A 21,531-nucleotide genomic window follows, 5' to 3' on the forward strand; every position below is an offset into this window, starting at 1 on the left:
CAAAAGCGGCTCGATCCGCCGCCACGCCGCATCGGTCAACTCATGCCGTCGCACCACGACACACCATCAACCCACACCCACCAGATCGTCCTCAGCAAAACACCAAGATCTACCGGACAGGCTCTAGGCCTGGAGGTCCAGGCCTAGGTCAGGCCCGGGCCTGGCAAGTCCAGGCCCGGGCCTGAGGCCGCTCCGTCAGTGCGCGAGGTAGCCGCCGTCCACCGGCAGCGTGGCACCGGTCAGGTAGCCGGAATGCTCGCCGGCCAGCAGGAGCAGCGCGGCGGCCAGCTCATGGGTCTCGCCCCAGCGGCCCACCGGTACCTCCTTGCGCACCATGGCGAGCGCCACCGGATCGTCGCGGGACGCCTCGTTCATCTCCGTCAGCACCGGCCCGGGCAGCAGGCAGTTGGCCGTGACGCCCGTACCGGCCAGTTCCAGCGCCAGGGACTTGGTCAGCTGCACGACCGCGCCCTTCGACGCGGCGTACCCGGCGCGTTCCGGGGCACCGACGACGCCGAGCACCGAGCCGATCGTCACGATGCGGCCGTAACCGGCGGCGGTCATCCGCTTGCTCGCCTCCCGCACGGTGTACCAGGTGCCGAAGAAGTTGGTCGCCATGCAGGCGTGCAGCGCTTCCGTGCCGAGGTCGGCGACGCTGCCCCGGGCGAGGGTGCCGGCGCTGGTGACCACGATGTCCGGGCCGCCGATGCGGTCGGCCACCTGCTCGACCGTGGCGCGCACCCGGTCCTCGGACGAGACGTCGCAGCCCAGCCCGACGGCCCCGGGCCCGATCCGCTCGGCGCACGCTGCGGCCCGGTCCGGGTCCCGGGAGGTGATCGCGACGCGGGCGCCGGCCGCGGCCATGGCGCGCGCCGCGGCCAGCCCGATCCCGGAGGCACCGCCGGTGACCAGCGCCGTCCGGCCGGTGAGGGAGAACAAGTCAGTCATGCGGCGAGCGTAGGAGCCGGCCGGGTTCCGTTCACCCGATCCGGTCTGGTGAACGGAACAGGCCACCGATGCGTCCTGCCGTCAGCTGGACGGGACGTGGACCTCGACGGTGCCGGTAGAGCAGACGGTGCCGTCGGCCGCGGTCCCGGTGAGCGCCAGCTCGACGAGGTGCCCGTCGCCGGCCTCCCTGACCTCCGTCACCGTCGCCGCGAAGATCAGTGGTGTTCCGGCGTACGCGCTGGCGCGGTTGCGCCACTCGACGCGGCGCAGCGCAGCGCCGGGGCCGGCCCAGCGCAGCACCGTACGGGCGAACATCTCCCCGTGCAGCGTCGACTGGACGACGACGTCCGGGAATCCCTCAGCGCGTGCGTGCTCCTGGTCGTAGTGGATGCGGTGGGAGTTCCAGGTGACCGCGCTGAAGCGGAACAGCTGCACGCGCGTCGGCGTGACCTCCAGCGGCGGGCACACCGTGCCCGGTTCAGGCTTCATCGGCGTCTCCCAGCACGATGACCGACTCGTCCGACACCGCCAGCGGCGTGCCGGAGCCGTCGAAGTACTCGGTGCGGAGCCCGAGGACCACGAAGTCCCCGGCCCGGCCGCGCTTGCGGTCCGCACCGGTCAGGGACCGCTCCGCGTGGATCGTCATGCCGGCCGCCACGGCGGCGAGGAGCCGTACGGCCTGCCCGCCGTGGACCTGGCGGACCGGGAGCCCCTCGGTGCAGGGCGACTCCTGCGCGCCCAGGCCGTCCGGTCGCAGCTCGCCTTCGGGCGGGCCGTCCTGCCAGCTCAGGATGCTGGTCAGGAACATCGGCGGCGCGACGACCGGGCGGCCCGCCGCCGCGGCGGCGCGGGCCGCGGCGGCGTACTCGTCGTCACCGACCGCGATGGCGTATCGGCACAGGTCCCGGACCGTGACCTCGCCCAGGCGAACGCGTTCGGCGCGACCGCGCAGCCGGGCGGCGCGGGCGCAGACCTCCGCCAAAGGGTCGCCCCTCACCCGACATACCTCTCGTACCAGCCGCGGATCATCACGGTCTCCAGGTCGGGCCGCGTTTTGATCAGCTTCTGCGCGAGGAGGAAGTCCAGCAGCTTGCCGGCGGAGGCGTAGTCGGCGCCGGTGAAGCCCCTGGCCGCGAAGTTGATATCGGGAAGGCCCTGGGCGGCCGTGTCGGCGGGCAGCTTGACCTGCTGCTGCGTCGCCTCGCCCGCGGCCTTCGGGTCGCTCGTCACGATCCGGTCGGCCTGTGCGACGACCTTGAAGACCTTGCCGGCCACCTCGTTGTGCCCGCTCAGCCACTTCTGGCCGGCGAGGAGCCACTGAACGTAGCCGACCCCGAAGTCCCCGATGCGGCCGGCGATGTGGCCGCCTTCCTTGACGCCGTTGGCCGCCCACGGCTCGAACAGGATGTAGCCGTCGATGGAGCCGCGGCCGAGCAGGCCCGGCATGTCCGGCGGAGACCCTTTGACGATCTTGATGCTGCCGGGGTCGATGCCGTTGTGCTTCAGATACGCATGGGTGGCGTACAGGCCGATCCCCTGGATCGACCCCATGGTCTTGACCTGCTTCGGCCCGTCGATGCCCTTGCGCAGCACGACCTTGAGGTAGCGGTCGGAGGACTGGAAGACGCCCAGGGCGCGCAGGTTCGCGTTGTTCGCCATCAGGGACAGCGCGGTGGAGTCCGCGTTGGCGGCGATCTGGGCCGTTCCCGCGATGACGGCCTGCGACGCGGTCGGCCCGCCCTCGGTCTGCACCAGCTGGACGTTCAGCCCCGCCTTGGCGAACATCCCGCGCTGCACGGCCAGGTAGAGCGGCGCGTACGACGGGTCGACACCGGCGGCGATCCGGATGACCGGTCCCTTGGCCTGGGCGTTCGCGCCTCCGCTGTCCGTCGATCCCGACGTGCACGACGCGGCCGGTACCAGCGCCGCGATCGCGATGAGGGCTCCCGCCGCCCTGCCCGGGTTCCGACGCACCGTGCTCGCCGAGCGAGCGCCTCTCATGACGAACATCCGTTGTTCTCCTCAGCAGGTTCGAGGGCGTCCGGCTGTGCCACGCGGTGAGGATTCCGCGGCTTTCCCCTGGTGGACAGCCGAACGTCCTGCTCACCGGACCGGATCCGTTGGTGGGACGAGGCGCCGTCCTTACGGTCACCTGTCATGAGCACGCTTGCCGAGATCTCGACGCCAACGGACGAGAGCCCGCCCACCGAGGCCGACATCCTGATCGTCGGCGCCGGCCCGGCCGGCCTGTACGGCGCCTACTACGCGGGATTCCGCGGCCTGCGGGTGGCGGTCATGGACGTGCTTCCCCAGCCGGGCGGCCAGATCACCGCCATGTACCCGGAGAAGCCCATCCTCGACATCGCCGGCCTGCCCTCGGTCCGCGGCCGCGACCTGGTCGACGACCTGGTGGCCCAGGCGGCGCCGTACGGACCGGAGTACCTGCTCGGTCACCAGGCCGTGGAACTGTCCTACGACGACGGCCTGCCCGTCGTCCGCAGCGCCCAGGGGGCGACCGTACGGGCCGGGGCGGTCGTCGTCACCGGCGGGATCGGGACGTTCACGCCGCGGCCGCTGCCCGCCGCGCGCGCGTTCGAGGGGCGCGGGCTCGTCTACTTCGTGCGGCACCTCGCAGACCACACCGACCAAGACATCGTGATCGCAGGCGGCGGGGACAGCGCCTTCGACTGGGCCGACAGCCTGGTCCCCCTGGCCCGCTCGGTCACGCTGGTCCACCGCCGCGACCGGTTCCGGGCGCACGCCGCGACGGTCGACCGCGTCCGCGACGCAGGCGTCGAGATCCTCGTCAACAGCGCGGTGACCGCCGCGTCGGGGACGGACGGCCTGGAGACCGTCCAGGTCACCCACCTGCCGGACGGGACCACGCGGGAGCTGAAGGCGCAGACTCTCATCGCCGCGCTCGGCTTCACCGCCGATCTCGGGCCGCTGCTCGGCTGGGGCCTCGAACTCCGGTCGCGGCGGATCGCGGTCGGCACCGACATGGCCACCAACCTGCCCCGCGTGTACGCCGCGGGCGACATCACCGACTACCCCGGCAAGGTCCGGCTGATCGCGGTCGGCTTCGGCGAGGTCGCGACCGCCGTCAACAACGCCGCCACCGTCATCGACCCGGAGGCGGAGCTGTTCCCCGGGCACTCCACCGACGGCCCGGCAGAGAGGAAGTGACATGGCGTACGTCATCGGCCCGGCATGCGTGGACGTCATGGACCGGTCGTGCATGGAGGAATGCCCGGTCGACTGCATCTACGAGGGAGCGCGCAAGCTCTACATCCACCCCGTCGAGTGCATCGACTGCGGCGCCTGCGCGGAGGTCTGCCCGGAGCAGGCGATCTCCGCCGACCGGACCGCCGACCCGGATCACCGGGTGGACAACCGGCGGTTCTTCGAGGAGCCGCTGCCCGGGCGGGAGGAGGCCGTCGGCTCGCCGGGCGGCGCGGCCAAGATCGGCCCGATCGGTGTGGACACCGAGCTGACCAAGGCGGGCTGACGTGCGCACCGGCATCCGCCTCCCGCCCTGCCGTCCCGTCGACGCGGTGGCCGAGGCCGCGCTGAGCATCGTCCGCCGGCACGGCACGTCGCCCGAGGTGACGGTCTCAGCTGGGGTCCGCACCTCCACCCTCCCCCATGAACTTATGGAATCGCTCGGAAAGGTGCTCGCGTGATCCGTGTCCTGGAGATAGGCGACTACGCCGCGCCGGACGCCGGGCGCATGCTCGTCGGCCTCGGCGCGGAGGTGACGATCGTCGAGCCGCCCGAGGGCGTCGCGGCCCGCCGGACGGACCCCGTCGGCTTCGCGCACCGGGCGGCCGGGAAGTCCTCCGCCCTGCCGGAGGACGCGCTCGCGCTCGCACCGCAGTGCGATGTGATCCTCGACGGCACGTGGGGCGGTCCGCTCGCGCGGGTCGCCGCCGACCTGGCGGAAGCCGCCGGAGACGGGGCCGTCCACGTCGTGCTGGCGCCGTACGGGGACGCCGGTCCGGCCGCCGGCTGGGCGGCGACCGACCTCACCGTCGCCGCCGCGGGCGGCATGCTCGCGCTGATCGGCCGGCCCGACCGCCCGCCGCTGCGCCCGTACGGCGACCAGGCCGACCAGCTCGCCGGGCTGAACGCGGCGATCGCGACCCTGGTCGCCGCACGGGCGGGCGGCGGGCAGCGCGTGGTCGTCTCAGGGCAGGCCTCGGTCGCGGCTAGCCTGGAGTTCGGCGCGATCACCTACATCCACACCGGCCGGGTCCCGGAGCGGACGGGCAGCACGCACCCGATGGCCCCGCACACGCTGTTCACCACGGCGGACGGCCTCATCGCCGGCGGCCTGGGCGGCAGCCCGCGGATGTGGGACGCCACGCTCGCCTGGCTCGTCGACAACGGCACGGCGGGCGACCTGGCCGACGAGCGGTGGCAGGACCCGGCGTACCGGGTCCGGCACCGCCAGGAGGTCTTCGACCTGCTCGCCGGCATCGTCGGCGAGATGAAGCGCGACCAGCTCTTCCACGAGGGGCAGGCCCGGCGGCTCCCCTGGGCCGCCGTACTGCGCCCGGAGGAGCTGGCCGGCAACGCCCAGTTGGTCGACCGCGGCTTCTTCGTCGATGTCATGACGCCCGAGGGCCCGGCGCGCGACGCGGGCTTCGCGGCCCGCGTCGGCGGAGCGGCCCCACCGGCCCGGCTGCGGGTCCCCGAACCCTGCGAGCACACCGTCCCGGCGGCCGCCGAGCCGCGGGCACGGAACGCCGCAGCCACTCCGCGGCGGCGCGGCGCCCTGGAGGGGATCCGCGTCCTCGACCTCACCTGGGTGCTCGCCGGGCCGTACGCGACCAAGACCCTCGCCGACCACGGCGCGGAGGTCATCAAGATCGAATCACGGCACCGGCCCGACCCGACCCGCTTCTCCCCCGGCTTCCACCTGTCCCGGTCCGACGAGACCGACCCCGACACCAGCGGCTACTTCAACAACGTCAACCGGAACAAGAAGAGCATCACCGTCAACCTGCGCACGCAGGAAGGCCGCGACCTCGCGCTCCGGCTCGCCGCGCACTGCGACGTCGTCGTGGAGAACTTCGCGGCAGGCGTCCTCGACCGGCTCGAACTCGGCTACGACCGGCTGCGCCGGGTCCGCGAGGACATCATCGTCGTGAGCATGTCGGGCATGGGCCACACCGGTCCCTGGCGCGACTACGTCTCCTACGCCGACGCGGTCTCCGCTCTGTCCGGCTGGACGGCGCTCACGGGAGAGCCGGGCGAGCAGCCCGTCGGGGTGGTGTACGGCCTCGCCGACATCATCGCCGGCCATCATGCCGCTCTCGCCGCGCTGGCCGCCCTGGCCGTCCGCGACCGCACCGGCGCCGGGCAGCACGTCGACATGTCCCAACTCGAGACGGCAGCCGCGCACCTGGGCGACGCGATCCTGCGCGCGGACCGCGGCGAGACCGTCGAGCCGCTCGGCAACCGGCATCCGCGGATGGCTCCGCACGGGGTGTTCCCCTGCCTCGGCGACGGCAACTGGGTCGCCATCGCTGCCCGGACGGACGAGGAGTACGCCCGCCTGGCAGCCGTCGCCGGCCTCCCCTACGACCCGCGCTGGACGACCCTGACCGGGCGCAAGGCGAACGAGTCCGCACTGGAGGACCACATCGCCGCCTGGACGCGGTCCCGGCCCGCCGAGGCCGTCGCGGAGATCCTCCAGGGCAACGGCGTTCCCGCCTACCCAGTGCGCGACGGACGCACGCTCGTCGAGCACGACGCCGCGCTGCGCGCCTGGGAGTTCTACGTGCCGCTCGCCCATCCGGCGGCGGGCACCTTCCTGCACGAGGGACTGCCGGCGCGGCTCACCCGCACACCGGGCAGCGTCCGGACGCCGGCGCCGCGTCTAGGCGAGCACACCGCCGAACTCCTCACCGACCTCCTCGACCTGGACGAGACCGAGCAGGCGGCACTGCGCGCGAACGGCGTCCTCGAGTGACCCCACCACCGGGGCCTCCTGGACACCGCCACCTGAGGCCTCCGGCCATGGCGCGGTGCGGCGATTCCACATCCGGCCAGGATTGTTGGAGCCCTCAACAAAATGCCTTCTGACCTGCTCGATCGAGATCGGATGTAGGCATTTGGTGCGCCGGGTAACAAACGGCGGACCCGAATCGGCCTCTTGACCGGAGGGCGGCGCTGTGTCTTAACTTCCGGTTACCACACAGCTCACGACGGGCTCAGCGAACGTCAGACGTGACGGTCCTGCCGCTCACCCCCCCACTTGCTCACCCCCCAGCTTGCCCACCCCCGTGCCGGTGCCGCGCGCGCCGCTCTCCCCGCCCCCACCGACTCTGCACGTCCAGTGCCCCGGGCATTCGCATGCCCGGATCGCGGCCGACTCCGTTTGCGAACCGGCCGCCTCCCACCCCCGAAGGGATCTGCCATGCCCTTGTTCCGAAGAAGGGCCCTCGCGGCCACCGTCGCACTGGGCCTGGGCCTGTCGCTGGTCGGCACCGGCCAGGCCCCGGCCTTCGCCGGGCAGGCGGGCTCGCCGCCGATCGCGGCGGACGCGCCGTGGACCGGCACCGTCAAGTGGCTGGTCGGTCACCTGACGGTGGACGAGAAGCTGCTTCTGGTACGCGGTGGCACCGACCCGGACCCGCACGGCGAGGCGGGGTACATCCCGGGCATCGCACGGCTCGGGATCCCCGCCGTCCGGCACGCCGACGCCCAGGGCATCAACGTCTACAAGGACGCCACCGCCTACCCCACCCGGCTCGGGCTGGCCGCCTCGTTCGACCGCGGGGCGTTCTCGGTGTTCGGCCGGAGCGTGGGCACGGAAGGACGCGCCCTCGGCGTCGACCTGATCTACGGACCCCAGGTGGACCTGGCACGGCTCCCCACCTGGAGCCGCAACATGACCAGCCTCGGCGAGGACCCCTACCTGGCCTCCGAGATGCTCGACGAGGAGATCAACGGGATCCAGTCGACCGGCCTGCTGTCGCAGGTCAAGCACTTCACCATGTACAACGGCCAGAACCAGGCCACGCCCTCGATCGTGGACGAGCAGACCGCGCGCGAGCTCTACCTGCGGCCGAGCGAGACCGCGGTCAAGGACGGCCGCGTCAGCTCGGTGATGTGCTCCTACGCCACCTTCCAGATCACGCCGCTGGAGTCCAAGCCCGACTACGCGTGCTCCAACAGCGGCGCCCTCAACACCGTCCTCAAGGGACAGTGGAACTTCAAGGGCTGGGTGACGTCCGACTACACCGCCTCGAAGGCCACCAGCGACCTGCTGGCGGGCATGGACCAGGAGTTCATCACCGCCAACCTGTCCCCGGCCAAGCTCAAACCCCTGGTCGACCCCGCATCGGCCACCTACGACAAGACCTACGCCACCGCCCTGGACGCCTCGGTCGCCCGGATCCTCTACCAGTACCAGCGCTTCGGCCTGCTGGACGACTCCGGCTACCCCAGGTCCGCCAAGACCCACGTCAAGCCGATCCGCAAGGCCCCGGCCAAGGTCGACAAGAGCGCCGGCATCGCCACCAGCCGCGAACTCGCCGAGGAGGCGGCGGTCCTGCTCAAGAACGACGACGTCCTGCCGCTGAGCGGCAAGGGAGGCGTCGCGCTGATCGGGCCCACGGCCGACCTGCTGCCCTCCAGCCCCGGAGGCGAGCGCTCGCGGGGCTTCGGCGACCGCAACGGCGTCAGCCCCTACGACGCCGTCCGCGCGAAGATCGGCTCCCGCGCCGTCCTGACCCCTGGGCTGGACCGCGTCGGAACGACCGTGCCGGCCACCGCCCTCACCACGCCGGAGGGCGCCCCCGGCCTGACCCGCACCGAGAAGGACGCCTCCGGAACGGTCATCGGAACCAAGGTCGACGCCGCACTGAGCGGCGACCAGACCGACCTGACCCGCGGCAATACCTACACCTGGGACGGCTACATCGACGTCGCCGCGGCCGACACCTACAACCTGTGGCTGCAGCGCCCGATCGGCACCTCCTCGGGCAACCCGTCCGCCTACAACAAGGGGATCAACCCCGGCCTCGCCCAAGGACCCGGCACGGGAGAGACCGGAACGCTCTCCCTGTCGGTCGACGGCAGCACCCGCACGCTGACCCAGCCGTCGACCATCCTGCCCAACACCTACCCGAACGGCCCGACGGTCAACGGCCAGTACCTCGGGCTCACCAACGCCGGCACCAAGCTGCAACTCGAGCCGGGCAAGCACCGGATCACCTTCACCTACACCCCCGCCGCCGACACCGCGGCGAACCCGACCCTGCGGTTCGCCTGGTCGCCCGTCCAGGCCGGGATCAAGGCGGCCGCCACCGCCGCCGCCAAGGCCCCGACCGCCGTGGTGTTCGTCGACGACGCCAACACCACCACGACCGCCGGCGACGTCGGCACCCTCGGCGCCGACCAGGACGAGCTTGTCCGCGCGGTCGCCGCCGCCAACCCCAACACGGTCGTCGTGCTCAACACCGGCGGACCGGTGAAGATGCCCTGGCTGGACTCGGTCAAGGGCGTGCTGGAGATGTGGTACCCGGGGCAGGAGGGCGGCACCGCGACCGCGGACCTCCTCTTCGGCACGGTCAACCCCGGCGGCCGCCTGCCCATCACCTTCCCGAACTCCACCACGCCCTTCACCGGCCACCCCGAACGATCCGTCGGCCAGGACGGCAAGATCACCTGGTCGGAGGGGCTCCAGTCCGGGTACCGCTGGTACACCAGCCAGAACGTCGCGCCGCTCTACCCCTTCGGCTACGGGCTCTCCTACACCACGTTCGCCTATTCGGGCCTCCGCGCCACCGCCGCCCGCGACGGCGGCCTGGACGTGCGGCTCACCGTTCGCAACACCGGACACCGCGCCGGGGCGGCCGTGCCGCAGGTGTACCTCGGCCCCTCCCCCGACCTGCCCTCCTCCATCCAGCAGGTCAAGCGGAAGCTGGCCGGGTTCGACCGGATCACCCTGCCGCCCGGCGCCTCCCGGACCGTCACCCTGCACATCACGGCCCGCGACCTGTCGTCCTGGTCCACGGCCGAGCAGACCTGGGTCCGCGGCACCGGTGACCGCACGGTCCAGGCCGGCGCCTCGTCCACCGACCTGCCCCTCACCACCACCGTCCGGATCCGCTGACCACTGACCGAGCCTCACCGCTCTTGAAGATCATCTGTGTGAGTGGCCGCGGGCCCGTCAAAGGCCCGCGGCTGCCGCCACACGCCGAAGCAGCCGGCTCCTATGCCGGTGGCCGCCGCCCCAGGTAGTGGGCGATCATCGTGGACAGGTCCTCGAGCAGTTCGTTCCATTCCCACTGGGGGGACGTGACGCGTTCGCCGTGCAGTCCGAGGTGACGTCCCACCACGCTGTAGACGATGACGAACGCCCGCGCGGCAGCGCGTTCCGGCTCGGGATGCCGGATGTCGCCGCGGCGTTCGAGCAGCCGCTGGACGAACCGCTGCTCGGTCTTCTGGTAGGCGGCGTGCCCCATCTCGGCGGCGACCGGGTCCGCGTACCCGATCTGTATGGCGACCCGCAGGGCCTTGGCACGGCTGCGCAGGTGCTCCACCAGGAGCTCGAGCAGGCGGGCGACGTAGCCCTCGAAGTTGACGCCCGTCGAGATATGGCTGCCGAGCATCTGTTGCGAGTGTTCGTCCAGGCGGCTGATCTCGCGGGTGAGCAGGGCGCGCAGCAGGTCGTCCTTGGACTTCACCCGGGCGTACACCACGCCGGTGCTGACGCCGGCCCGCTTCACCACGTCGGCGAGGGTGACCGCCGTGGAGCCCGCCTCGCTGACCAGGTCGAAGGCCGCGTCGAGCAACTTGTTGAAGGACTGCTGGCTGCGTGACTGCCGGGGCGGGCGGGAGAAGGAATCCTCCGGTCGCGTGGTGGGGGCCGTCTCGTCCCTGCTCATCGGGTGTCGTCTCCGCTCGGTCGTCGTGCCGCCCGGAAGCCGCGCTCGCGGCCCCGGAGTCGAGGCTCCTGGTCCGTCCCACAGACTAGAACACTCGTTATCGTTTCCCCTCCTCGGCCCATTGACGCCCTGGTCAGCGCTGAGCTACGGTCGATAATCGTAATTATGGTTCTGTTTCGCGAGCGTTACACGGACCGTCACCACCAGGGAAGGGACGACCTCCGGGCATGAGCACCGACGACGTCGCCTTGCGCGACCGCAACCGGGCGACGGTAGAGCGCTTCTTCAAGTGCCACGGGCTGGAGCGGGCCTCGCTGTTCGCCGAGGACGGCTACAAGGTCCTGCCGTGGACCGGGATGGGGCACCCCATCGACATGCGGGGCCAGTACGAGCTGAAGTACAACTTCCTGCGCAACATCGAGCTGTTCACCGGCTGGAGCTGGAGCGACGTCACCGTCTACGACACCCAGTACCCCGACCGGTTCTGGGTCGAGTGCGACGGCGGAGGCGTCATCCGCGTCGACGGATACGAACCGGTCACCTACGGCAACCACTACCTGATGAGCTTCAGGCTCGAGGACGGCGAGATCAAGGAGTTCCGGGAGTTCGCCAACCCGTTGAGCAAGCCCACCGACCAGGCGGGCGCGCCCACCGAGATGCCGCCGCTGGGCGACTGGAAGCCGCCGGCCGACTGGAAGGAGCCCCCGGACTGGACCCCGCCCGCCGGCTCGTAGCCGGCAGGCCTCCGCCCCGGCTCCCCTCACCTGGGCCCGCGCGGCGATGGGACGGCGGGGCACGCGGCCCCGCCGTCCCGCCCGCGCATCGCCGGCCCGGTCATCGTCTCTGCCTCGGACGCCCCCGTCCGGCCACCCGCCGCTTCTTCCATCCCCTGTCCTGCAGGAGCAACTCATGCCCCCTTCCAGGTTCGCCGTGGCGGTCGCCGCGCTCGGCGTCACCCTCGCCGCGACGATGACCGGTTGCGGTTCCGGCACCACCACCGGTTCGGTCAAGGCAGGGAAGGCCGGCGAGAGCGGATCGTTCACGCTGCTCGCCCAGTCCGACGCCAACGAGAAGACCGCCCTGGCCGATATCGTCACGGCGTTCCAGAAGCACTACCCCAACATCAAGGTCAAGTCGGAGTACGTCCCTCTCGGCCCCAGCTACGTCCAGACGCTACGGACCCGCCTGCAGTCGGGGAATCCACCGGACGTGTTCTACGTGACCCCCGGTTCGGGCGGGCAGCAGGCCGTCCTGCCGTTCGCCAAGGCCGGCCACCTGGCCGATCTGTCCAGCCAGCCGTGGAGTTCCAGCGTCATCCCGCGGACCTCCCACGACCTGTTCTACACCGGCACGCAATTGTGGGCGACGCCCCTGGACCAGGTGGTCGCCGCCCAGGTCTACAACGTCGACGCGATGAAGGAAACCGGCCTCACCAAAGCGCCCCAGACGCTGGACGAGGTGAAGCAGGCCTGCGCCCTGGCCGTCTCGCACGGCAAGACCCTCTACTCGCTGGGCGGGGCGAACAACCAGACCGCGGGCATGTTCGCCTCCAACCTCGCGGCCACGCAGGTCCTCGCCAAGGACCCTGGCTGGGACGCCGAGCGCGCGGCGGGCAAGGTGACCTTCAAGGGGTCGGCCGAGTGGAAGGCCGCGCTGCAGAGCCTGGTCGACATGAAGAACTGGGGCTGCTTTCAGAAGGGCGCCGAAGGCGCGGATCTCGCCCAGTTCGCGCCGCTGGTCCCCAGCGGCAAGGCACTGGCGGCGATCATCCCGGTGAGCTCGATAGCCGCCATCAAGGCGCTCAACCCGAAGGCGAACCTGCGGGCCTATCCGGTGCCGACGCCCGCCGGCGGCCGGCAGGTCCTCTATTCCTACCCCGGCAACGCGATCGCGTTGAGCAGGAAGGCCGCCGGCAACGGAGCGGCGCTGAAGTTCCTCGAATTCTTCGCCACCGGCGACGGATCGCCCCTGTACGCGGCCAGGTCCGGTGGGCTCTCCACCCAGGAAGGCCAAGGCAAGAAGCCGGTGACCAACCCCGAGCTCGCGCCGTTGAACGGCCTGCTGCGCGACACCGAGCACACCTTTCCGCTGATCCAGGCGTCCTGGCCCAACTCCGAGGTCTATGAGCAGCTCGGGGACGGTGTCCAGGGGCTGCTGATCGGCAGGCAGAAGCCCGAGGACGTGCTGGCGGCCATGGACGCCGCCTGGACGACCCGATGACCTGCGGCCTGCGGGCGTGGACGCGACCCGCCCGCAGGCCGACCGCGAACCACTCGTACCGGCACTCCGGGAGGCCGCCTTGGCCGTGCACCTCGCCGACCATCAGATACCGACTCGATCAGGCAAGAAGGCCGATCCCCGCATCGGCCGACCCGCGAAACGCGCCTCGGGGCAGCCGGGCGGCGTGCCATGGCCATGGCTGTTGCCCGCACTGCTGTGCCTGATCCTCGCGCGCTTCCTGCCGACGCTCGCAGGGGCCGGCTACGCCTTCACCGACTGGAACGGACTGTCGGGCGCGCGGTTCGTCGGGCCGGCCAACTTCGAAGAGATCTTCACCGATCCGCTCGCCCTGCGGGCTCTCCGGAACACCATCGTGATCGCCCTGGTCGTCGTCTGCGCCGGCAACCTGGTCGGGCTTCTGCTGGCGATGGGCCTCAACACGGTGGTGAAGTCCCGGTACCTGCTCCGCGCGGTGTTCTTCCTCCCCGCGGTGATGAGCTCGCTGTCCACGGCGTACGTGTGGAAGTTCCTGTTCCAGACCGACGGAATCATCAACCACGCCTTGCACTGGCTGCATCTGCAGGACCAGCCACGGTCCTGGCTGGCCGATCCGGCCACCGCCCTGTGGAGCGTCTGCCTGGTCATGATCTGGCAGATGACCGGCCTGGCCATGGTGATCTACCTGGCCGGCCTCCAGGCCATCCCCGCCGACCTCGACGAGGCCGCCGCCGTCGACGGCGCCTCCCCCTGGCGGCGCACCCTGGCCGTCACGCTGCCGCTGCTGCGCCCGGCGACCATGATCGCCGTACCGCTGGTCTCCATCGTCGCCCTCGGCACCTTCGACCAGGTGATGTCCCTGACCGGCGGAGGACCGGTCAACATGACGGAAACCCTCGCCACCCAGGTGTACAAGCAGACCTTCGCCAACGGCCGCTACGGGTACGGGACGGCGTTGTCACTGGTCCTGACCCTGATCATCGTCGTCGTCGCACTGGTCCAGATGGTGGCCGTGCGCCCCCGGAAGGACACCCCATGAGCACCGCCTATCACCGCTATACCTGGCGATCCGCGCTGCGGGAGACGCTGCTGCTCGGCGGCGCCGCGCTCTGGATCGTTCCGTTCGTCCTGCTGGTCATGGTGTCACTGGAACCGGCGGCCCAGATTCTCAGCGACCCGACGGGGCTGCCCGACTCCTGGCATCCCGGCAACTACGTCAAGGCGTGGAACGAGGCCGGCATCGGCCGCGCCGCCGTCAACAGCGTCGTCATCACCGCCGGAAGCGTCGCGGTGCTGGTGGCGCTGGGCTCGGTCTCGGCCTACGCGATCGCCCGTGCCCGCGGACGGATGGGGAACCTGGTGTTCGTCCTGTCGGTCGTCGGCATCATCCTGCCCAGCCAGCTCGGCGTCATCCCGCTGTACACCGCGTTGCGGTCGCTCGGCCTGGTGGGCGGCTACGCCGGCATGATCGTGCTGTACACCGGGCTGTGGCTGCCACTGGCGATCTTCCTCTACACGGGCTTCGCCCGGAGCCTGCCCCGGGAGTACGAAGAGGCCGCGTGCGTCGACGGCGCCTCCACCCTGCGGACCTTCCTCTCGGTCGTCTTCCCCCTGCTGCGTCCCGCCACCGGAACCGTCGCCGTCCTCACCGGGGTGCAGATCTGGAACGACTTCTTCTTCCCCATCATCTTCCTCAACGGCACTCCCAACACTCCACTGCCGCTGACGGTCTACACCTACATCGGCGGCGTCGCCACCAAATGGAACCTGGTGTTCGCGGCGGTCGCCATGTCGCTCCTGCCCGTCCTGGTCCTTTTCATCGCCGCCCAACGCCGCCTCATGCGCGGTTTCAGCGGCGGCATCAAGAACTGACCGGCCCACCACACCACGATTGGACCTTCATGCCGCAACCTCGCAGAATCCTCATCGTCGGCGCCGGGATCGCGGGCCTCACCCTGGCCAACGCGCTGCGCGACACCGACGCCGAGATCCGCCTGGTCGACATCGATTCCCGGCCCATCGGCTCAGGGGTCGGGCTCTCGGGCAACGCCCTGCGGGCACTCGACGCGCACGGCCTGCTCCAGCCGGTCCTCGCGGGCAGCAGCCTCAGCATGCATTTGCACATGTGCGAAGCCGACGGCACCACGCTCGTCTACAGTGAACGCCCTCAGCCCGAAGGGCAGCCTTACCCCGACAATGTGGTGCTGTCCCGGAAGGTACTGGCCGACATTTTGCTGGGCTCCCTCATCGAGAGAGGCATCACCGTCCAGGACGGGGTGACCATCACCGAGGTACGGCAAGCCGGAGACCAGGTCATCACCGACTTCACCGATGGCGAGAGCGGCACATTCGACCTGGTCGTCGGAGCCGACGGCTTCAATTCCCTGATCCGCCGCAGAGTGTTCGGCGAAGAGTTCCGCACCGGAGCACTGGGCCAGGCCGGCTACCGGTGGCTGACGATGGGAATCCCGTCGATCACCCATGGGCGGATGTACCTGGGCGCCGACGGCCTCAAACTCGGTCTCTACCCGCTCCCCGGCAACACCATCTACGCCTTCGTCACCAAGCCCAACGGACGGATCGTGCGCGGATCAGACCGGCTCGTCCGCACGGAGATGATCGAGGCCCTCAAGCAATTCACCTTCCCGGAAGCCGCCCGTATCCGCGCCGACCTGCCTCCCTCCAACGAGATCCACTTCGGTCCATTCAGTGCCTTCCTCATGCCCGCTCCCTGGTACCGCGGACGCGTCGTGCTCATCGGCGACGCAGCCCACGTGATGCCGCCGCACGGTTCCAGCGGAGCCGCCATGGCCATCGAGGACGCCCATGTCCTCGCCGAAGAACTGAAGCAGCACTCCTGCGTGGAGGAGGCACTGGAACGCTTCATGGGTCGCCGGTTCCGCAGGACGCAACGTGCGGTCCGCCAGTCGGTCCGCCAGTGCCTGGCCGAGAACGCCGCCGACGGAACCGGGCTGGAATCACCGCCCACCATCGACCCGGCGGAAGCCAAGGAGTATTGGGAGTACCTCCGCGAACCGATCTGACGATCAGAGTCATCCGAACCGGCCGCTGACATCCGTCAGGGCAACCGGGCGCTGAGGTGGTCCGAGACCAGGCGGGCGAACTCCATCGGGTGGTCGACCATGGGCGAGTGGCCGGCGCCGGGCATTTCGATCGAGCGGGCCGCGCGGATTCCGGTGGCCAGGACAGCGGAGTGCCCGGCGCTGCGCGCACAGTCCTCGCTGCCCCGGATCACCAGCGTGGACGCGGTGATGTCCGCGAGCCGCGGTGTGAGGTCCAGCTCGCGCGCCGCGCCGAGGACGGCCGCGAGGTACGCCGGGTCCGTGCGTAGCACCGCTTGGACGTATGTCTCCCAGGTGTCCTCGTCCGGGCTGATCGTGAACAGCATGCGGACGGCGGCCTCGACCGCGGCGCGGTCGGCGGCGCCGTTTTCGCGGACGACCTTGATCCATCGGTCGACGACCCCGGCGAAGCCCGGCAGTGCGCCGGCCGTACTCGCTCCGGTGCCGACCAGCACGAGTCGACGCACCCGGTGCGGCACCTTCGAAGCGATGACTTGCGCGACGATGCCGCCCACGGAGTTGCCCACCACGTCCACCCGGTCCAGCCGTTCCGCATCCATCATGGCCAGGACGGCGTTGGCGAGCCCGGTCGGGCCGGCCATCGGGGACCAGTCGCCGGCGGCGGGCGAGTAGAGGTCGACGGCGTAGCAGGGGCGGTCTGCGAGGTGGCCCATCGTGGGGGCCCAGAACTGCCAGCAGCCGAACCACGGATGCAGGAGCACCACCGGGGTTCCGGCGGCGGACGGTCTGGCCACCTGGTACGACAGCGTCGTCGTCTGAAGGGATGTCACCCGAGGGTGAAGGCTCACGATCGGTCTCCTTGGCAGGGTAGGGCGGCTTCGGGGGCCGGGGTGTGGCAGGCCGGTCCCCGAAGCCGCGGCCTTCAGTTGTCGGTGACGCTGTCGTCGACCAGGCGTGGTGCCGCGACTCGCTCCGAACCAGTGGTCGGGATCCGCAGGAAGATGCCGGCCACCAGCGAGATCACGGCGGTGCTCGCCATGTAGGCCGCGATGGCCTCCCAGCCTCCGCTGGCCTCCAGCAGCGATGTCGCGACCGCGGGTGCGATCGCGTTGCTGGCGATGAGCCCGATGGTGAACCCGACCGACAGTCCGGTGAACCGCACCCCCGAGGGGAAGACCTGCGCGAAGTAGGCCGGTACCACCGCGTAGTTGGCGGCATAGCCGACGAACAGCAGCGCGAAGCCCAGCAGCATCAGCCCGTACTGCCGCGTGTCCAGCAGGGCGAACCACACGAACGGCAGCACGATGAGCGACACCAGCCCACCCAGGAACAGCGCCCGGACCCCGACGCGGTCGGCGAGTCTGCCGAACAGCGGCAGGGCGACCAGGACGACCACGGTGGCCGGCAGGAGCACGTCGAGCATCGCGCTGCCGCCGAGCCCGAGGCCGAGCTTTCCGTAGGTCAGCGAGAACACCGTGGTCAGCGTGAACGTGCTTCCCGAGGCGATGATGCCCAGCGCGACCAGCGACACGGTGCCCAGGTGGTTGCGCGCCACGTCGACGATCGGGAATTCGCGCACCGCGTCCCGCTGCTTCACTTCGGCGAAATCGGGGGTCTCTTCCAGTACGGTCCGTGCGATCAGCCCTATGACCACGAGAAGGGTGCTGAGAAGGAAGGGAATCCGCCAGCCCCACGACAGCAGTTGCTCGTCCGGAAGCCGCAGGGCCAGCAGGAATGCCAGGTTCGCCAGCACCAGGCCGGCGGTGGTGCCGGTGTTGACCAGAGAGCCGAAAAGGCCTCGCTTGTTGTCGGCGGAGTGTTCCACCGTCATCAGGATCGCGCCGCCGTACTCGCCGCCCACGGCGAACCCTTGGAGCAGGCGGGCGACGACGAGCAGCACGGGGGCCGCGAGGCCGATCTGAGAGTAGGTGGGGAGCGCTCCGATCGCGATGGTCGAGACGCCCATGAGGAGGAGCGTGAAGATGAGCGTTCTTCTCCTGCCCATGCGGTCGCCGAAGTGACCGAAGACCAGCGCCCCGAGCGGGCGCGCGACATAGGCGACTCCGAAGCTGGACAGCGACAGCAGCGTGCCCGTGGTCGGGTTCGCCGAGGGAAAGAAGATCTTGGCGAAGATCAACGAGGCGCCGAGGCCGTAGCACGAGAAGTCGTAGTACTCGATCGTCGTGCCGATCCAGCTCGCGAACACTGCCCTCGTGCGCTGATGCCGCGCAGTCCGGGTCAAGGCGGTCATGGTCGTCCTCCGGGAATGCGGGGCCGAGTCGAAAGAGGAACGTCAGCGGGATCCGGAGACGCGGGCGGTCTCCGGCGGGTGCGGGCAGGCCGGCTCCGTCAGGTTCCGTCGCCGCGATGGGATGCGAATGGCTGGGACGGTGGATGGGTCGTCCGCAAGGTTCGTACAAAGTACGGTACGTCTCAATAGCCCGTCAAGGGGGTGAATCGCGTCGATGGAGGCAGCCGCTCGGGGCTTCCCAACCGGCGTCCGTAATTAGTACCGTACTAAGTATGAGCAAGAGTGAGACCGACGTCCTGAAGCTCGAGACCGCCGCCCTGCGGCGGGAATCCGACTCCGTGCTCTCCGTGGAGCTCACCGATCCCGAGCGGCGCCTGCTGCCCGCCTGGCAGCCCGGCGCACACATCGACCTCGGCCTGCCGGGCGTCGTCCGCCAGTACTCCCTCGTCGGTGACCCGGCACAGCGGCGCTGCTACCGGATCGCCGTACTGCGGGAGCCCGCCTCCTCGGGAGGGTCCCGCTACGTACACGAGGTGCTGCGTCCCGGCGAGCTCATCGAGGTCGGCGGGCCGCGCAACCACTTCCCGCTCGTAGACGCCGACCGCTACATCCTGATCGCCGGCGGGATCGGCATCACGCCGCTGCTGCCGATGGTCCGCGCACTCGAGGAACGGGGTGCGGAGTGGCGGCTGCTGTACGGCGGACGGTCTCGCCGGTCGATGGCGTTCCTGGATGAGCTGGCGGCCTATGGCGAGAAGGTGGACGTACGACCGTTCGACGAATTCGGCCACCTCGACCTGGAGGCGGCCCTGCGCGAGCCGGCCGACGGGACGGCCGTCTACTGTTGCGGCCCGGAACCGCTGATCGCGGCTGCCGAGCATCAGTGCGCGGCCTGGCCGGCCGGCACCCTGCACGTGGAACGGTTCGCCGCCCGAGCCCGCGACGACGCCCCCGAAGCGATGGCGTTCGAGCTGGTCCTCGGCCGATCCGGGCGCCGGGTCACGGTGCCCGCGGACTGCTCGGCGCTCGACGCGCTGGAGGCGGCCGGGATCGCGGTGCCGAACGCCTGCCGCGACGGGATCTGCGGCAGCTGCACCACGGGGGTGCTGTCCGGTGTACCGCTGCACCTGGACTCGCTGACCGAGCCGGACACGGTCGACGTCATGCTGCCGTGCGTCTCGAGGGCGCGGACGGCGGAGCTCGTCCTCGACCTGTGAGGAGCCCGGATCCTACGGACGGCGAGTAACACGCCGTCTCCTTGCTCGTCCCCGCCCGCAAGCGCTGATTGGAGTTCCCACATGCGTCACGGCTTCGCCGACACCCGGTACGGCCAAGTCCACTACGTGGAGCAGGGGTCGGGCCATCCCGTCGTCCTTCTGCACCAGACTCCCCGGTCGAGCGATGAGTACCGCGACGTGCTGCCGCTCCTGGGGCGCGGCTTCCGCGCGATCGCCATGGACACGGTCGGCTTCGGCCTCTCCGCCCGTCCCGACGAGCCGTGGAGCATCGAACTGTTCGCGGACGCGGTGCTCGACCTCTGCCATGACCTCGGGCTCGGTCGCTTCTCGCTCGCCGGTCACCACACTGGGGGTGTCATCGCGGTGGAGGTCGCCGCCCGCACCGGGGAGCGTCTCGCCGGCCTCGTCCTGTCGGGCACTCCCTACGTCGATGCCGAGCGGCGCCGCACCGTCTGGCGGCGGCCCCCGATCGACCACGTCGACGTCCAGGCGGACGGCACTCACCTGCTGGAGCACTGGCGCAAGCGCCTCCCCCACTACCCGGCCGATCGGCCCGACCTGATGAATCGGCTGGTCCGCGACGCGCTCGGGGTCATCGACCGGGTCGAGGAAGGGCACCTCGCGGTGAACCGCTACCGGATGGAGGACCGGATCCCGCTCGTCCGGACGCCGACGCTGGCGATCTGCGGCGAGCTGGACGGCTACTCGCTGCCGGACCTGCCGAGGATCGCCGCGGCGATCCCCGGAGCGCGCGCCTCGGTGCTACCGGGCGCCGGCGTCGTGCTGGTGGACCACCGGCCCGACCTGTTCGCCGAGGTCGTCGGCGAGTTCCTGACCGAGTGCCTCTCGTCGGGAGGGCAGCCGACCCGGTTGCCGTGATCCGGCGATCCCGCCGGGGCTTCTGAGCACCGCTTCAGAAGCCCCGGCGGGTCCGTGGCCGTGCATGGTTCAGGATGCGTGCTCCGGTTCGATCACCGCGACGCCCATCCCGGTGAGCCACTCGGGGATCGCCTCGTAGGCCAGCTTCCGGCCAGGGGCGAAGCCGAGCGCGGCCGCCATTATCAGCCAGGTGCGCAGCTCCTGCCCGCCGTTGCCCGCCAGTCGCTCCAGTTCCGCGGTGGAGATGTCGGCATAGCCGGCGAGCTGCCCGCGCTCCAGTGCGGCCAGGAACTCCTCGTCGAACTCCGTGTAGATGTGCGGCCGTGCGGCGGTGATGATCTGCCGCCGATGAGAGTCGTAGCGCTGCCAGTCCGTGCGGCCGTTCAGCCAGGCCTCGACCAGGAACTCTTCGTCCGCGCCGTCGGGCGCTCGCCAGTCCGACGGCCAGGGCAGCCGGTGGGACAGCCCGCCGGAGGCGATCACCGCCACCCGCCGGTCGCCGGGGTCGGCGGCGATCGCGGCGGCCAGGTTCCGGCCCAGCGCGACGCAGCGGTCGATCCGGGGCAGGGGGGCCGCGAACACGTTCACCACGAGCGGCACCACGGGAACGTCGAGACCGCGCAGCACGTACTGGATGGCGTGCGACTGGCCGTGATCGATCTGCAGCCGGGCGGAGACGGCCACCTCGGTACCCGCGTCCACCAGCCATTGCGCCAGACCTTGGGCGAATTCCGGGTCGGTCGGCTGTGCCCCCTTCGGAGTGCCCGCCTCACCGGAGGCGATGACCTCGCCGACCCCAAGAGTGAACGACGGGATCATATCCAGCCAAAAGCCGCGGAAGTGGTTCGATCCGATGATCACCACCACGTCAGGCCGGGCCGCGGCCAGCGTGTCGCGCGCCGCCGCCAGGGCGTCGCGGAACCGCTCCGCCCTGTCGAGATGGACCACGCTGTCCCAGTGGGTGTTCATCAGCGTGCTGTGCGAAGCGCCCACCCCGAGCACGATCCGGGCCATCAGCGCACCTCCGGAACCATGCCGAGCCGGTGCGTCAG

Annotated in this window: 20 protein-coding genes; 12 read left to right on the forward strand and 8 right to left on the reverse strand. The window is 70.6% G+C overall.

Translation table 11 applies throughout. From position 1 onward, the window contains the following. Positions 1–195 precede the first annotated feature (195 nt). From F9B16_RS02100 to F9B16_RS02115, 4 genes are all read right to left on the reverse strand, one after another. Complete coding sequence (locus F9B16_RS02100) at positions 196–948, reverse strand: SDR family NAD(P)-dependent oxidoreductase (protein ID WP_151538094.1); 753 nt, start codon at positions 946–948, stop codon at positions 196–198. 81 nt (positions 949–1,029) lie between these two features. Next, positions 1,030–1,437, reverse strand: coding sequence for a hotdog family protein (locus tag F9B16_RS02105; RefSeq protein ID WP_151538095.1), 408 nt, complete (start codon positions 1,435–1,437; stop codon positions 1,030–1,032). Continuing rightward, positions 1,427–1,945, reverse strand: a complete 519-nt coding sequence (locus F9B16_RS02110; RefSeq protein ID WP_225991264.1) for an FAS1-like dehydratase domain-containing protein — start codon at positions 1,943–1,945, stop codon at positions 1,427–1,429. The genes F9B16_RS02105 and F9B16_RS02110 overlap by 11 nt, the downstream gene beginning before the upstream one ends. Beyond that, positions 1,942–2,958, reverse strand: a complete 1,017-nt coding sequence (locus F9B16_RS02115; RefSeq protein ID WP_225991265.1) for an ABC transporter substrate-binding protein — start codon at positions 2,956–2,958, stop codon at positions 1,942–1,944. The genes F9B16_RS02110 and F9B16_RS02115 overlap by 4 nt, the downstream gene beginning before the upstream one ends. A gap of 147 nt (positions 2,959–3,105) precedes the next feature. Here F9B16_RS02115 and F9B16_RS02120 point away from each other — a divergent pair, with 147 nt between their 5' ends. The 5 genes from F9B16_RS02120 (at position 3,106) to F9B16_RS02135 (ending at position 10,075) form a co-directional block, all read left to right on the forward strand. Then, the gene (locus F9B16_RS02120; protein ID WP_151538097.1) at positions 3,106–4,134 is read left to right on the forward strand and encodes an NAD(P)/FAD-dependent oxidoreductase; all 1,029 of its coding nucleotides are present in this window, start codon (positions 3,106–3,108) and stop codon (positions 4,132–4,134) included. 1 nt (position 4,135) lies between these two features. Then, a complete protein-coding gene (locus F9B16_RS02125; protein WP_151538098.1) occupies positions 4,136–4,456 on the forward strand; it encodes an indolepyruvate ferredoxin oxidoreductase subunit alpha in 321 nt (106 codons plus the stop codon). A gap of 1 nt (position 4,457) precedes the next feature. Continuing rightward, positions 4,458–4,631, forward strand: a complete 174-nt coding sequence (locus tag F9B16_RS50610; RefSeq protein ID WP_192808572.1) for a hypothetical protein — start codon at positions 4,458–4,460, stop codon at positions 4,629–4,631. Further along, a complete protein-coding gene (locus F9B16_RS02130; RefSeq protein ID WP_225991266.1) occupies positions 4,628–6,925 on the forward strand; it encodes a CaiB/BaiF CoA-transferase family protein in 2,298 nt (765 codons plus the stop codon). The genes F9B16_RS50610 and F9B16_RS02130 overlap by 4 nt, the downstream gene beginning before the upstream one ends. Positions 6,926–7,372: 447 nt before the next feature. After that, positions 7,373–10,075, forward strand: coding sequence for a beta-glucosidase family protein (locus F9B16_RS02135; protein WP_151538099.1), 2,703 nt, complete (start codon positions 7,373–7,375; stop codon positions 10,073–10,075). A gap of 100 nt (positions 10,076–10,175) precedes the next feature. On the opposite strand, the gene F9B16_RS02140 is transcribed toward F9B16_RS02135, so the two are convergent. Further along, positions 10,176–10,850 (reverse strand): TetR/AcrR family transcriptional regulator, encoded by a 675-nt coding sequence (locus F9B16_RS02140; RefSeq protein ID WP_151538100.1) that lies wholly within the window; start codon positions 10,848–10,850, stop codon positions 10,176–10,178. A gap of 227 nt (positions 10,851–11,077) precedes the next feature. Here F9B16_RS02140 and F9B16_RS02145 point away from each other — a divergent pair, with 227 nt between their 5' ends. The 5 genes from F9B16_RS02145 to F9B16_RS02165 all read left to right on the forward strand — a co-directional run bounded on the left by F9B16_RS02145 (position 11,078) and on the right by F9B16_RS02165 (position 16,111). Next, positions 11,078–11,584, forward strand: a complete 507-nt coding sequence (locus tag F9B16_RS02145) for a PhzA/PhzB family protein (RefSeq protein WP_151538101.1) — start codon at positions 11,078–11,080, stop codon at positions 11,582–11,584. A gap of 196 nt (positions 11,585–11,780) precedes the next feature. Beyond that, entirely contained in the window at positions 11,781–13,070 is a 1,290-nt protein-coding gene (locus tag F9B16_RS02150) for an ABC transporter substrate-binding protein (RefSeq protein ID WP_192808573.1), read from the forward strand. An 85-nt stretch (positions 13,071–13,155) separates the two neighbouring features. Beyond that, positions 13,156–14,106, forward strand: a complete 951-nt coding sequence (locus F9B16_RS02155; protein ID WP_225991267.1) for a carbohydrate ABC transporter permease — start codon at positions 13,156–13,158, stop codon at positions 14,104–14,106. Beyond that, complete coding sequence (locus tag F9B16_RS02160) at positions 14,103–14,939, forward strand: carbohydrate ABC transporter permease (protein ID WP_151538103.1); 837 nt, start codon at positions 14,103–14,105, stop codon at positions 14,937–14,939. The genes F9B16_RS02155 and F9B16_RS02160 overlap by 4 nt, the downstream gene beginning before the upstream one ends. A gap of 29 nt (positions 14,940–14,968) precedes the next feature. Continuing rightward, on the forward strand, positions 14,969–16,111 hold the full coding sequence (locus F9B16_RS02165; RefSeq protein ID WP_192808574.1) for an FAD-dependent monooxygenase: 1,143 nt from the start codon (positions 14,969–14,971) through the stop codon (positions 16,109–16,111). Between the two features lie 35 nt (positions 16,112–16,146). Here F9B16_RS02165 and F9B16_RS02170 read toward each other — a convergent pair whose 3' ends face one another. Continuing rightward, entirely contained in the window at positions 16,147–16,959 is an 813-nt protein-coding gene (locus F9B16_RS02170; protein WP_151538105.1) for an alpha/beta fold hydrolase, read from the reverse strand. A 74-nt stretch (positions 16,960–17,033) separates the two neighbouring features. After that, on the reverse strand, positions 17,034–18,362 hold the full coding sequence (locus F9B16_RS02175; RefSeq protein WP_151538106.1) for an MFS transporter: 1,329 nt from the start codon (positions 18,360–18,362) through the stop codon (positions 17,034–17,036). Positions 18,363–18,634: 272 nt separating this feature from the next. Between F9B16_RS02175 and F9B16_RS02180 the strand changes: the two genes are divergently transcribed. Together F9B16_RS02180 and F9B16_RS02185 are read left to right on the forward strand one after the other, a co-directional pair. Further along, entirely contained in the window at positions 18,635–19,579 is a 945-nt protein-coding gene (locus F9B16_RS02180) for a PDR/VanB family oxidoreductase (protein ID WP_151538107.1), read from the forward strand. An 81-nt stretch (positions 19,580–19,660) separates the two neighbouring features. Further along, positions 19,661–20,479 carry an alpha/beta fold hydrolase gene (locus tag F9B16_RS02185; RefSeq protein ID WP_151538108.1) on the forward strand — a complete coding sequence of 273 codons (819 nt, stop codon included), beginning with the start codon at positions 19,661–19,663 and terminating at the stop codon, positions 20,477–20,479. Positions 20,480–20,548: 69 nt separating this feature from the next. Here the strand turns inward: F9B16_RS02185 and F9B16_RS02190 are convergent, their stop codons facing one another. Beyond that, positions 20,549–21,493 (reverse strand): DODA-type extradiol aromatic ring-opening family dioxygenase, encoded by a 945-nt coding sequence (locus F9B16_RS02190; protein WP_151538109.1) that lies wholly within the window; start codon positions 21,491–21,493, stop codon positions 20,549–20,551. Positions 21,494–21,531 lie beyond the last annotated feature (38 nt).

It is taken from the genome of Actinomadura montaniterrae (assembly GCF_008923365.1).
Taxonomy (GTDB): Bacteria; Actinomycetota; Actinomycetes; order Streptosporangiales; family Streptosporangiaceae; genus Spirillospora; species Spirillospora montaniterrae.